General features: G+C 37.0%; 12 protein-coding genes. 7 read left to right on the top strand and 5 right to left on the bottom strand.

All coding sequences use genetic code 11. The annotated features are described in order from the left end of the window. Nucleotides 1-64 precede the first annotated feature (64 nt). The 5 genes from carA to eno all read left to right on the top strand — a co-directional run bounded on the left by carA (nt 65) and on the right by eno (nt 5,452). Nucleotides 65-1,177 (top strand): glutamine-hydrolyzing carbamoyl-phosphate synthase small subunit, encoded by a 1,113-nt coding sequence (gene carA / locus J1905_RS18255; RefSeq protein WP_214228696.1) that lies wholly within the window; start codon nt 65-67, stop codon nt 1,175-1,177. A 94-nt stretch (nt 1,178-1,271) separates the two neighbouring features. Next, nucleotides 1,272-2,042 carry an ABC transporter ATP-binding protein gene (locus J1905_RS18260; protein ID WP_214228697.1) on the top strand — a complete coding sequence of 257 codons (771 nt, stop codon included), beginning with the start codon at nt 1,272-1,274 and terminating at the stop codon, nt 2,040-2,042. Nucleotides 2,043-2,050: 8 nt separating this feature from the next. Continuing rightward, nucleotides 2,051-3,142, top strand: a complete 1,092-nt coding sequence (locus J1905_RS18265) for an ABC transporter permease (RefSeq protein WP_214228698.1) — start codon at nt 2,051-2,053, stop codon at nt 3,140-3,142. 147 nt (nt 3,143-3,289) lie between these two features. Beyond that, entirely contained in the window at nt 3,290-3,982 is a 693-nt protein-coding gene (aqpZ, locus tag J1905_RS18270; RefSeq protein ID WP_214228699.1) for an aquaporin Z, read from the top strand. A 174-nt stretch (nt 3,983-4,156) separates the two neighbouring features. Continuing rightward, entirely contained in the window at nt 4,157-5,452 is a 1,296-nt protein-coding gene (gene eno, locus J1905_RS18275; RefSeq protein WP_108205208.1) for a phosphopyruvate hydratase, read from the top strand. An 88-nt stretch (nt 5,453-5,540) separates the two neighbouring features. On the opposite strand, the gene J1905_RS18280 is transcribed toward eno, so the two are convergent. After that, nucleotides 5,541-6,539, bottom strand: coding sequence for a nucleoside hydrolase (locus J1905_RS18280; protein WP_214228700.1), 999 nt, complete (start codon nt 6,537-6,539; stop codon nt 5,541-5,543). Nucleotides 6,540-6,740: 201 nt separating this feature from the next. On the opposite strand from J1905_RS18280, the gene J1905_RS18285 reads away from it, so the two are divergent. Next, the gene (locus J1905_RS18285) at nt 6,741-7,040 is read left to right on the top strand and encodes an FtsB family cell division protein (RefSeq protein WP_173091041.1); all 300 of its coding nucleotides are present in this window, start codon (nt 6,741-6,743) and stop codon (nt 7,038-7,040) included. On the opposite strand, the gene J1905_RS18290 is transcribed toward J1905_RS18285, so the two are convergent. Both J1905_RS18290 and J1905_RS18295 read right to left on the bottom strand, forming a co-directional pair. After that, nucleotides 7,037-7,648, bottom strand: a complete 612-nt coding sequence (locus J1905_RS18290; RefSeq protein WP_214228701.1) for a trimeric intracellular cation channel family protein — start codon at nt 7,646-7,648, stop codon at nt 7,037-7,039. The two genes, J1905_RS18285 and J1905_RS18290, sit on opposite strands and share 4 nt — an antisense overlap. Nucleotides 7,649-7,658: 10 nt before the next feature. Next, a complete protein-coding gene (locus tag J1905_RS18295) occupies nt 7,659-9,743 on the bottom strand; it encodes a hypothetical protein (protein WP_214228702.1) in 2,085 nt (694 codons plus the stop codon). A gap of 74 nt (nt 9,744-9,817) precedes the next feature. Between J1905_RS18295 and J1905_RS18300 the strand changes: the two genes are divergently transcribed. Then, nucleotides 9,818-10,516, top strand: a complete 699-nt coding sequence (locus J1905_RS18300) for a L,D-transpeptidase family protein (protein ID WP_214228703.1) — start codon at nt 9,818-9,820, stop codon at nt 10,514-10,516. A 50-nt stretch (nt 10,517-10,566) separates the two neighbouring features. Here the strand turns inward: J1905_RS18300 and fabG are convergent, their stop codons facing one another. Both fabG and J1905_RS18310 read right to left on the bottom strand, forming a co-directional pair. Continuing rightward, on the bottom strand, nt 10,567-11,310 hold the full coding sequence (fabG, locus tag J1905_RS18305) for a 3-oxoacyl-[acyl-carrier-protein] reductase (RefSeq protein WP_173091045.1): 744 nt from the start codon (nt 11,308-11,310) through the stop codon (nt 10,567-10,569). A gap of 53 nt (nt 11,311-11,363) precedes the next feature. Then, nucleotides 11,364-12,428 carry an agmatine deiminase family protein gene (locus J1905_RS18310; RefSeq protein WP_214228704.1) on the bottom strand — a complete coding sequence of 355 codons (1,065 nt, stop codon included), beginning with the start codon at nt 12,426-12,428 and terminating at the stop codon, nt 11,364-11,366.

Below are 12,428 nucleotides of genomic sequence, written 5' to 3' on the forward strand. Positions count from 1 at the left end.
AAAGCCGTGCTAGAACCATCATTTTCTCCTTTTTTAATCCCAATAATTTCTCTTAATAATTACCATGACTAATTACACCAAGTTACCTGCAATCTTGTTACTGGCTGATGGCACAGTTTACCACGGTAAAGCCGCTGGAAAAATAGGCACAACAACAGGCGAAATCTGTTTTAATACAGGTATGACAGGATACCAGGAAATTTTTACTGACCCTTCTTATTTCGCTCAGATTATGGTAACCACCAATGCGCATATTGGAAATTATGGTATCCACAAAGATGAAACTGAATCGGAAAACATAAAAATCGCTGGTTTAGTTTGTAAAAATTACAACATCGGTTTTAGCCGTAAAGAAGCTTCTGAATCTATACAAGATTATTTTCAGAACGAAAACATCGTAGGTATTTCTGACATCGATACGCGTGCTTTGGTTCGTCACATCAGAAATAAAGGAGCAATGAATGCAATCATCTCTTCAGAAATCACTGACCTTGATGAATTAAAAAGCAAATTAGCTGAAGTGCCATCAATGGACGGGTTAGAATTATCTTCTAAAGTTTCTACCAAAACTCCTTACTTCTACGGTTCACCGGATGCTACCTACAAAATAGCAGCCCTAGATTTAGGAATCAAAAAGAACATATTACGTAATTTCGACGCAAGAGATATTTACGTTCAGGTTTTCCCTGCCAAAACCACTTTCGAGGAAATGGACAAATGGGGTGCTGACGGTTATTTCATCTCTAATGGCCCTGGTGATCCATCAGCGATGCCGTATGCTATCGAAACTGTTACTAAAATATTAGCAGCCGACAAACCTCTTTTCGGAATTTGCTTAGGTCATCAATTGCTTGCAGAAGCAAATGGCATAGGCACAATGAAAATGTTTAACGGTCACAGAGGTTTAAATCACCCGGTTAAAAACATCATTAAAAACCACTGCGAAGTAACTTCTCAGAACCATGGTTTTGGAGTAATACCTGAAGATGTTAGAAAATCTGACAAAGTAGAAATCACTCACATCAATTTAAATGATCAATCTATTGAAGGTATCCGCGTGAAAGGCAAAAAAGCATTCTCAGTACAGTATCACCCTGAGTCTTCTCCTGGCCCACATGATTCACGTTACCTTTTTGACGATTTCATCGATATGATCAAAGGTGAATTAGCCTGGTAATACTTACCGATTAAGAACTATCATTTTACCGACATTTTAGAAGGTTTAGCAGAATAGCATTTTCTATTCCTCTAAACCTTCTTACATTTATAACATGGATAAAACGAATGCCATTATCAGTGTAAAAGACCTGGTAAAAAAGTATGACGATTTCACTGCTGTGCAAGGTATCAGCTTTGATGTTTATGAGAATGAGATATTTGGCCTTTTAGGACCAAATGGTGCAGGAAAAACAACTACACTTGAAATTATAGAAACGCTTCGTGAAAAGACTTCAGGAGAAATCATAGTTGATAGCTATTCGGTTGACAAGGACGCAAGCAAAATCAAAAGGATTATTGGAGTACAATTGCAAGCAGCAGGTTACTACCCAAACCTAAATCTGGTTGAATTAATGGAGTTGTTCGCTGGGCTTTATGGCGTAGACGTAAAACCAATGGAAATGCTTGAGAAGGTAAATCTTCAGGACAAAGCAAAAGCCAAGTATAAAGCACTATCTGGTGGCCAGAAACAACGTTTTTCAATTGCCACTACACTTATCAACTCTCCTAAAATCATTTTCCTTGATGAGCCAACTACAGGATTGGATCCTCAGGCACGTCGTAATTTATGGGATTTAATTATCGATATCAGAAATAATGGCACAACCGTAGTGATCACAACCCATTACATGGATGAGGCAGAACAACTGTGTGATCGTGTTGCTTTTGTTGAACGTGGTGAAATCATTGCATTAGATACACCGGACAACTTGATAGACAACCTGATCAATAGTGGCTTTGAACGCCAAAAAGAAGTTAAAAAAGCTAATCTGGAAGATGTTTTCATCAACCTGACTGGAAAAGAGTGGCGTGAAGATAATTAACAAAGAACATGAGTAAACCTTATAATAATACCAAAGCTACATTGGCACTTGCAAAAGCAAGTTTTCGTTCCATCATGCGTAGCCCTTCGGCAGTTGTTTTCACCCTTGCCTTTCCTTTAATTTTCATTCTTGTTTTTGGCTTTTTAGGAGGTGGTGGTGTAAAGGTTGATTTGGCTATTGCACCAGGTTCTGACCTTCAAAACCCCATTATTAATGCAATCGAGCAAATCAATGTCATACATATCGTTAAAGACAAGGATGCTGATGAAATAAAGACCGAACTTGAAAAAGGGCACATAGCTGCCGTAATCGACGTTCAGAAAAATACTTCCGGTACGCCGGCCTACCTTGCCAACGTTCAATATACTTCAGCATCTATCGATAAAGGGAGTATCCTTAAGTCTGTACTGGCTAACCTGATGTTTACTTTAAACTCAAAAGACATCAAGCCTACAGTGGCCCAGTTAAACGAAAGCACTGTTCAAGGTAGAATTTACCGTACCATAGACTTTATTTTACCAGGACAGCTGGGCTTCTCTTTATTAAGCACAGGCGTATTTGGAACAGCATTTGTATTTTTTAGCTTAAGACAAACCCTGGTTATTAAACGCTTCTTTGCTACCCCTGTAAGCAGGACGAGTATTGTTTTTGGCGAAGGCATTGCTAGAATAGGTTTTGCACTTTGTGGAGCTGTATTTATTATTCTTATTGGGCATTTTTTTTTCCATTTCACATTAATACATGGCGTGATCACAGTACTAAATATGCTTCTGCTTGCCATCATTGGGCTAGTAGTATTTATGGGCTTTGGCTTTATCGTATCTGGAATAGCAAAAAGTGAAAGTACTATCCCTCCTATTTCAAATATCATTACGTTACCCCAGTTCTTATTATCGGGCACCTTTTTTTCTATCGATGCATTTCCGTCATGGCTTCAACCAATAAGTCGTGCATTGCCGCTAACATACCTTAATGATGCCATGAGAAAGGTAGCTTTTGAAGGCGCTGGTTTGTGGGATGTAAAACATCAAATCCTGATTATGGCTATCTGGGGGATTGGAGTGTATATCGTTGCTGTTAAGGTATTTAAGTGGGAGTAAACTACTAATACCTCTAATTTTTTCTAGGAAAAATGAATATTTGTTTTTAAATTTCATAATAAAAAAAATAAATATTCTACCATTAATTTAACAACCGGATAGTGATAAAAAATTAGTGTCACTATCATTAAACTAAATTAAACTCCTATGAAAAAACTAGCAGCAGAATTTATCGGTACATTTTGGCTTGTTCTAGGCGGTTGCGGTAGCGCCGTTTTAGCCTGTAATTATCCAGGTGCAGGCATTGGCTTTGCCGGTGTAGCACTCGCCTTCGGACTAACAGTAGTAACCATTGCTTACGCTCTTGGTCACATATCCGGAGCACATCTAAATCCCGCAGTTTCAATCGGCCTTTGGGTTGGTGGGCGCTTTGACGGAAAAGATCTTATCCCATATATTATTTCACAAGTATTAGGAGGCATCGTAGCCGCTGGAGTACTTTACATCATCGCTACCGGAAATGGCAGTCCTATTGGAGGCTTTGCCGCAAATGGTTACGGGGACCTCTCTCCTGGAAAATATAACATGACCGCAGCACTGGTTACAGAAATAGTAATGACCTTCATTTTTTTAATCATAATATTAGGCGCAACTGATGAAAGGGCTCCAAAGGGATTTGCAGGTTTGGCAATCGGTCTTGGATTAACACTAATTCACCTAATTAGTATCCCTGTAACGAATACTTCAGTTAATCCGGCAAGAAGTACCAGTCAGGCAATCTTTGTAGGCGGTGAAGCTTTGAGTCAACTTTGGTTATTTTGGGTTGCACCCATTGTTGGTGCCATTTTAGCCGGAATTGTATACAAAGCTATTTTTGCCGCAAAGTCAGAAAATGCATAAACTTAACTAACTACAAAACAACTCGATAACAACAAAACCATTAAATAATCAACATTCAAAAAGTCGTAATTAAATTAATTACGACTTTTTTGCGTTTAATTTTTAACTTTGGATATCGCCTTAGTAATTGTAACTTTTACACTAAGGGTTATTTACAAATAAAAACCAATAAAAATGAGTTTAATAATTGATGTTCGTGCGCGGCAAATACTTGACTCCCGCGGCAATCCTACAATCGAAGTAGATGTAATTACAGAAAATGGTATCCTTGGTCGTGCAGCAGTGCCATCAGGAGCTTCTACTGGTATGCATGAAGCTGTGGAGTTAAGAGATGGTGATAAAAAAGTTTACTTAGGTAAAGGTGTTTTAAAAGCCGTTGCTAACGTGAATGATAAAATTGCTGATGAATTAAAAGGTGTTGACGTATTTGAACAAAATGCTATCGACAGCTTAATGATCAAGCTAGACGGAACAGAAAACAAAGGAAACCTTGGTGCTAATGCTATCCTAGGTGTTTCTTTAGCTGTTGCTAAAGCTGCAGCTCAGGAAAGCCGTCAGCCTTTATACCGTTATATCGGAGGTGTTAATGCTAACATTTTACCTATTCCGATGATGAACATCGTAAATGGTGGTTCTCACTCTGATGCTCCTATTGCTTTTCAAGAATTTATGATCATGCCAGTTGGTGCATCTTCATTCTCTGAAGCATTAAGATGGGGAACAGAAGTATTCCATAATTTAAAAGCTATTTTACATGATAGAGGTCTTTCGACAGCTGTAGGTGACGAAGGTGGATTTGCTCCAACTTTTGCAGGCACTGAAGATGCAGTTGAAACTATCATCCAAGCTATTGAAAAAGCAGGCTACAAAGCTGGCGAGCAAATCTTCTTAGCATTTGACTGTGCTGCTTCTGAGTTCTACAAAGATGGTAAATACGACTATACTAAATTTGAAGGTGATAAAGGTGCTATCCGCACAAGTGCTGAACAAGCTGATTACCTTGCATCTTTAACTGAAAAATATCCAATTATCTCTATTGAGGATGGTATGGATGAAAATGATTGGGATGGCTGGAAAATGTTAACTGATAAAATCGGTGACAAAGTTCAACTTGTAGGTGATGATTTGTTTGTTACCAATGTAACTCGTTTACAAGCAGGTATCGACAAAAACACTGCTAACTCTATCTTGGTTAAAGTAAACCAAATTGGTTCATTAACTGAAACTATCAACGCAGTTTCTTTAGCGCAAACTAATGGTTATACCTCAGTAATGAGTCATAGAAGTGGTGAGACTGAAGATACTACTATTGCGGATCTTGCAGTAGCATTAAACTGCGGTCAGATTAAAACCGGTTCAGCTTCACGTTCAGACAGGATTGCAAAATACAATCAATTGTTACGTATTGAAGAAGAATTAGGTGATGCAGCACGTTTTATTGGTAAAGACTTCAAATTCTTAAAGAAGTAAGAAATACTTATCCTAAGTTTACGATAGGATAAATACCCTAATAACAAAAATCCCCGATGCCCAAAAGCTTCGGGGATTTTTGTACTGATCAATTTCCAGGCTCATACAGCATTAAATCTTCTATTATAGTTGAAATCTTTTCGTACGGATATTTATGTGTAAGAAAATAATGTCCGGCATTAACATCTGCATCCCATAAATTAGATCCATCTTTATTTACGATAAATTTACCCGGGCCATTAACATAAAAATATTTTTCAGGCTTTCTGATTGCACATAAAACTGCTGTTTGATCCCAGGAGGGTCTATTGGCCGGCTTATTTTTGTCATAAGTAGCCAGATTGTACTGATAAGCCCATGCAGCAGGGTTTTTATTAATATTTCTCTTTGCCAATTTGCTACCGGTATGTATTTTATCTCCTATTTCAAAGCCGCTCAACAATAATGGTTTCGGCCATCTACTAAAAGCTTCATAAGCTGCTTCCTTATGCTCATTTACATTAAATTCTACACCATTTGGTATCATTCCAGCCATTGCAACCCAATTTTTCACTTTCTTTTTTACAAGATCCATTCCCGAAAGACTGGAAAATTTATCTGGTTTAGAGTTAAGCAAGTCCATGATATTTGATAAAAAACCAACTGTCACTATGGTTACACTATTATCATCCTGCTTTGCCAATACTTTCCTATAAACTTCCAAAGCGCTAGGATAATTAGCAATCTGTTTATTTTTAAGGAAATGTGTAACCAATGAATCGTTCCAATTGTTGGGAGATATAAAACCTGGAGCCTTTACGGAAGCAATACCTATAGGAATATTAGGTTTCCTAAAATATTGGTTAAAAACTTCAATAGTAGGAGCAACAGAAGGATGGCTATCAGATGAGACTGTTGCAAGAATTTCGCATTCACCTTTAGCGGCCAATGCATGCAAAACAGTTATTGCACCTACATCATCAAAATCTGGCCCCATATCACTATCGAAAATAACTTTAGCTCTCTTATCTGGTTTCCCATGTTTAACAGACCAGCCAGACGATGTAAGAACAATAAGCATCAATAATGAGTAAAAAATAGTTTTCATTTGTTTGCGTTTAATTTAGGTTAGCGTTGTATGGTTTCTTTACAAGCTATATACAATATCTGATCTTTACACTAATTAACTGTTATTGAAACATATAATTTACTTTCATTTAGACCTAATATGTTGATAAGTGGAGAATACTCATTTGATTAAAAGCCAAAGCTTTTAAATCTTCGTGTCTTATTTTATATCTTTGTCAATATGAATCGCCTGTTAGAACTTTTACGCAACAAATACTTCCTTAGTGTAATGGCATTCGTGGTATGGATGTTATTTTTTGATAAGAATGATGTAGTAGCCCAATACGAATACAGGTCACAGGTAAATAAACTTCAGGAAGAAAAGGATTTCTATGTGAAAGAAATTGCCAAAGTTAAAAAAGACCTTAACGAGCTAAATACCGACCTAAATACTGCAGAAAAATTTGCTAGAGAAAAGTACTTCATGAAAAAAGACAATGAAGATGTTTTTGTCATTATCCAGGAAGCTCCTAAAAACTAGTAGCCAAACCTCGGTAACGTCAGCTTATACTTTACTACCACTATTCTTAAGGTAAAAATAAATGCAATCACCGCAACCTTTGCCAGATCTTCTTTTAAATTAAAATACAGAAGAGTAAAGTACAATATACCTCCCATAATACAGGCGGTAGCATAAATTTCTTTTCTGAATATTATCGGAATCGTATTCAATAGTGTGTCCCTTATAATACCACCAAAACATCCTGTAATGGTTCCAAGTGCAATGCAAATACCCGGGCTCAATCCGAAAACTATGCCTTTCTGAATGCCCAGCATGGTAAACAAGCCAAGACCTAAAGAGTCAAACAGGAAAAGAGTCACCTTAAATTTTTTAATGTGAGTTTTAAAGAAGATGGTAGCAATTGAGGTAAGTAAAATCAGTAAGCAGTAGTTTACATCTCTCATCCATGCAACAGGTGTATCACCCAGTAAAAGGTCACGAACAGTACCACCACCAATTGAAGTTACAAAAGCGATAATAAGTACCCCAAAAGGGTCTAATCTTCTCTGCATGGCTGCAAAAGAGCCAGATATCGCAAAAGAAATGGTTCCTAGGATCTCTATGGCATCCATGGTGTTTATTTGCATACTTCAGGACTTAAATTTCTCCGTTTCTTTTTCTTAAAAACCATTCAAGAGTAAGCAATGCGACAATCAAAGCGAACACCCATTTAAAGTTAATCAATTCCTCATATTTACGATCCTCATAACTCAAAGTCTTTATCTGGTCGTTAGTACTTATATCATTTAAAATATGAGATAAATTCTGTGGCATATACATTTTACCGCCCGTTTGAACGGACATAGTATTTAGCAACTGGTGATTAGCAATGGTTTGCTGATATTCTGCAACTAGTGCATTTACATAGAAGAGACCTTGCGCAGTATGCTTTTTATTGCCCAAAGTAGTGGTTGCAGTATAAGTATAATTTCCGGCAGGCAACATTCCTGCATCAAGCTGATAAGCAGTCTCAGTTCTCGAAAACAAGAAATTATATGCTTTTCCTTCTTCATTTTTGATCTGAATACTTACCTCAGGTGTATTTACCGAAACGTAGCTATCATTATAAAAAACCGCATTGATTAGCACATTTTCATTTTCTTCAAATGTATTTTTGGCAGTATAAACTTTAAATTTACGTTTGTCGTCCTTTACAGCAAGGTATTGAACCATGTTTGATATCAGTGTATTAAAAACATCTGTCTTTTGCTCGTTCTGGGCTTCTGTTAACTTCCAGCGCCATATCCCCTCTCCAATTAAATACCCTGTTTTTTTCCCATCGGCATTCATAAAGAGCAACTGTGGAGACTCTGTTTTAATTTTACCTACCCGCTGTTTTAAAGCTACCTGCGCTGTACCATTTATTCTTACTTCACCAAAAGGAGCCTGGAGAGGATCGAATCCCTCCATTTGTTTATCAAGTGATGCATTCATTTCAAACGCTGTAAAACCAGTATTTACAACCGCAAAAGCTTCCTGTAAAGTATTATTACTCCCATTAAAGTTAACCCCACTTTGCATCTTATTAAACGCAAATAAATTACTTTGAGCTCCTAAAATGTACCACAATGGCACATTAATCTGCTGAATTTTATTAATAAAAACTCCTCCATCATTTTGAAGAGCAGGCAACTGATACAAAATAATTAAGCTATAGTCCTTAGGGTTAACGATGTTTAAGTCATCCCCTAAAGCAACTTTCAGATCGTAATGCTTATTTAAGGTAATCGCCTGTTTTAATGCTCCAATATCAGGATGTGGGGCAGCCGAGGCGAGTAATATCTTTTGCTTTGCATCAATCACTTCTATAAAAATATTTTGAGCATTATTACGCTCTGATACTTCATCATTTAGTGGATTTAACTGAATAGTATATTTTTGAAGACCAAGCTTAGTAGCTTTTAGCTTAATTGTTACGTTCTTTACAAAAGGGTTCGAATTAATCTGAAGCTCTTCATCGTAAATCTTTTTTCCACCTTCAGTAACTGAAATTCTGGATTGTTCGCCTTTACTTTCAAAAGCTTGCACCTGAACCTCTAGTGTAAATTCATTATCAAGATAAACCAAACTATTGTGGTTTACATTAGCAATCACTAAGTCCCTCTTCGGAATTGTATCCCCCAGTGCAATGGTATAAACCGGAGCTTTCAACTTGTTTAAATCATAAAGCGGGCTGCCACCACGATTAAAAATACCATCTGTAGCTAAAATAACTGAACCAACGTTACGGTTCAGCAATTCATCATTTAACTGATTAATGAATTTTGAAGCATTACTTAATTGGCCTTTATTTTTAAAGTCGTATCCTGATTTAATGCTGTCACTAAAATTGTAAATCTTAACCTCATATTTTTCCGACAACTTATCCGCCAAATCCTGCATATCCTTTTCATATTGTTGTTTATTGAACCCGTTAGATTCAATCACTCCAACAGACAAAGAATTGTCTTGCCCAATAATAATTACCGGTTTTTCGAGATCATACGAGATACTCCTTACCAACGGAAGGAACAGCAGTGAGGAAATTACGGTTACTACAATAGTCCGTATAGCAAATAGTCCATACCGTAGCCTTTTATCTAAATGCTCCGTTTTACGGTACAATAACCAGGCAAAAAGAACCCCTGCAAGCAAGCATCCCAGTAAAGCCAATAAAGTGTATAAGCTAAAAGAATCGTTCATACGTGTTTGGGTAAAGATGCTAAATTTTAAAATGCTCGCACAATTTTATATAAGTTTGTTTATAGTAAAACATTATGTCAATTCCTACACTTGCCCAATCTAGCTTTAAAACGCAGCAATTAACATTTAAACGTGTTAGAGAGGCTTATGATGTAAAGTGGGATAACTTGCAAAAAGAACTCGCTAAGGAGCAGATAACAGGGCAATTCAGTTTGTATATAGCCGCTTACAAAGCAGAAAAGAGATTAGAAATTTGGTTAAAGCAAAACACTCAAAAGCAGTACAAACTGTTTAAAGTGTATCCATTTTGTACATTATCAGGAGTATTGGGGCCTAAATTAAAGGAGGGAGATTTACAAACTCCGGAAGGATTTTATCACATTTCTGCATTTAATCCTAAAAGTAATTTCCACTTATCTTTAGGAATAAATTACCCCAACAGTCTTGACCTGTTAAGAAGTGCCAATGAAAAGCCCGGCAACCACATTTACATTCATGGCAATTGTGTAACAGTGGGTTGCATTCCATTAACAGATGAAAAAATAAAAGAGGTTTACATATTAGCCGTGGAGGCAAGAAACGCAGGACAAAATAAGATTCCTGTTCACATTTTTCCTTTCAAAATAACGGACACTAGCCTTAACAATCATCTAATGGCATTCCCTCAACACAAAGTTTTCTGGGCAAACCTTCAAGAGGGATATGCTTATTTTGAAAAGTACAGACAAGTACCTGAGGTAACAGAGCTTATAAACACTTATCGATTTAAATAAAAAAAGGTATCAGAAAATCCTGATACCCTTTACAAATATTTATAGTTAGCTTACAACATTCCACCGCAAACAGACAACACTTGTCCGGTTACATATGCACTCATATCAGATGCAAGGAATACACACGCATTCGCTACATCATCAGTCTCGCCTGCTCTTTTCAAAGGAATACCATCTTCCCAACCTTGTACTACTTTAGGGTCTAATACGTCTGTCATTTCAGTACGGATAAATCCTGGAGCAATAACATTGGTACGGATATTACGTGATCCTAGCTCTTTAGCCAACGACTTAGAGAATCCAATGATACCCGCTTTAGATGCAGCATAGTTAGCCTGACCCGCATTTCCTTGAACACCTACTACTGAGCTCATATTAATGATAGATCCTTTACGTGCTTTCATCATCACTTTAGATGCAGCTTTAGACACGTTAAATACAGACTTAAGGTTAACATTAATTACCTCATCCCAGTTCTCCTCGCTCATGCGCATCAATAAACCGTCTTTAGTGATACCAGCATTGTTTACTACAATATCTAATGCCCCAAAGTCAGCAACAATATCACTAATCAATTTCTCTGCTTCATCAAATTTAGAAGCATCAGAACGATATCCTTTAACCTTAGTACCAAAACTTTGCAATTCTTGCTCTAAAGCCTCTCCCTTTTCTACTGATGATAAATAAGTAAAAGCTACATTAGCACCATGCTCTGCAAACTTTTCCGCTATTTTGCGGCCAATTCCTTTGGATGCACCCGTAACAAGTGCTGTTTTTCCTTCTAATAACTTCATCTGTATTTCTTGTTTGGTTATATTCAATTAATTTATGTCGATTATAAAAGCGATTAAATAGATGGTTCCTGCTGACTAAGGCAATGGAAACTACCCAATCCCCAAATAATATCTGTAGAATCTATTCCTACAACTTCTCTATCTGGAAAAACACCTCTTATGATCTCCAACGCTTTCTCATCATTTACATCTCTAAAAGTTGGTACAATTACCGCAACATTTGCAATGTAAAAATTAGCGTATGAAGCCGGCAATCTTGTGTCTTCGTGGATCACTGGAGAAGGCATTGGCAATTTCACGATATTTAAAGGTTTCCCGTTTAATAATCGCATAGCCTTTAATGCTTCTAAATTCTCTTGTAACAGCAGATAATTTTCATCCAGAGGATTACTCTCTACAACTGTTAAAACGGTATCCTCGTTAACGAAACGAGTAATGTCGTCGATATGACCATCAGTATCATCACCAACTATCCCATCACCTAACCACAATACTTGCTCTGCACCATAAAATTCTTTTAGGTATTGCTCAATCTGCTCCTTATTTAAATGAGGATTTCTGTTCTCATTTAATAAGCATGCTGTAGTTGTAAGGATTGTGCCTGCACCATTAAACTCAACCGATCCACCCTCCATCACAATATCAGGATGGTAAACAGGTAAGTTAAAATGCTCAGCTATTTTGGTTGGAATTACATCATCAAGATCATAAGGAGGGTATTTATCTCCCCATGCATTATATCCCCAGTCTACTATGGCTCTTTTTCCCGTTTCCTTATTTAACAAAAAAGCAGGGCCATGATCTCGGCACCAGGCATCATTACTTGGATTAAAATAAAACTCTATCTGACTTAAATCAGCACCAACCTTTTCCAATTCAGAAATAGCAAAAGCCTTAGTTTCTTCATCGTTAATGTTAATTCTAACCTTTTCACCGGTTGCTACAATTTTAATAAACCGGCAATACGGTTCAAATATAGTTTCTAGTTTTCCTGGCCATGAAGCCTCTTTATGCGGCCAGCTTAACCAGGTTGCCTCATGTTTTACCCATTCGGCAGGAAAAGCGTATCCAGTCTTTTTAGGACTATTATTAAATATTACTTCGTTAAATGATGACAT

It is taken from the genome of Pedobacter sp. B4-66, from assembly GCF_018492665.1.
Taxonomy (GTDB): Bacteria; Bacteroidota; Bacteroidia; order Sphingobacteriales; family Sphingobacteriaceae; genus Pedobacter.

Excerpts from the sequence above, each read along its gene's own strand:
- carA (WP_214228696.1), top strand. The coding sequence starts at position 65 with ATGACTAATTACACCAAGTTACCTGCAATCTTGTTACTGGCTGATGGC.
- J1905_RS18260 (WP_214228697.1), top strand. The coding sequence starts at position 1,272 with ATGGATAAAACGAATGCCATTATCAGTGTAAAAGACCTGGTAAAAAAG.
- J1905_RS18265 (WP_214228698.1), top strand. The coding sequence starts at position 2,051 with ATGAGTAAACCTTATAATAATACCAAAGCTACATTGGCACTTGCAAAA.
- aqpZ (WP_214228699.1), top strand. The coding sequence starts at position 3,290 with ATGAAAAAACTAGCAGCAGAATTTATCGGTACATTTTGGCTTGTTCTA.
- eno (WP_108205208.1), top strand. The coding sequence starts at position 4,157 with ATGAGTTTAATAATTGATGTTCGTGCGCGGCAAATACTTGACTCCCGC.
- J1905_RS18280 (WP_214228700.1), bottom strand. The coding sequence starts at position 6,539 with ATGAAAACTATTTTTTACTCATTATTGATGCTTATTGTTCTTACATCG.
- J1905_RS18285 (WP_173091041.1), top strand. The coding sequence starts at position 6,741 with ATGAATCGCCTGTTAGAACTTTTACGCAACAAATACTTCCTTAGTGTA.
- J1905_RS18290 (WP_214228701.1), bottom strand. The coding sequence starts at position 7,648 with ATGCAAATAAACACCATGGATGCCATAGAGATCCTAGGAACCATTTCT.
- J1905_RS18295 (WP_214228702.1), bottom strand. The coding sequence starts at position 9,743 with ATGAACGATTCTTTTAGCTTATACACTTTATTGGCTTTACTGGGATGC.
- J1905_RS18300 (WP_214228703.1), top strand. The coding sequence starts at position 9,818 with ATGTCAATTCCTACACTTGCCCAATCTAGCTTTAAAACGCAGCAATTA.
- fabG (WP_173091045.1), bottom strand. The coding sequence starts at position 11,310 with ATGAAGTTATTAGAAGGAAAAACAGCACTTGTTACGGGTGCATCCAAA.
- J1905_RS18310 (WP_214228704.1), bottom strand. The coding sequence starts at position 12,428 with ATGTCATCATTTAACGAAGTAATATTTAATAATAGTCCTAAAAAGACT.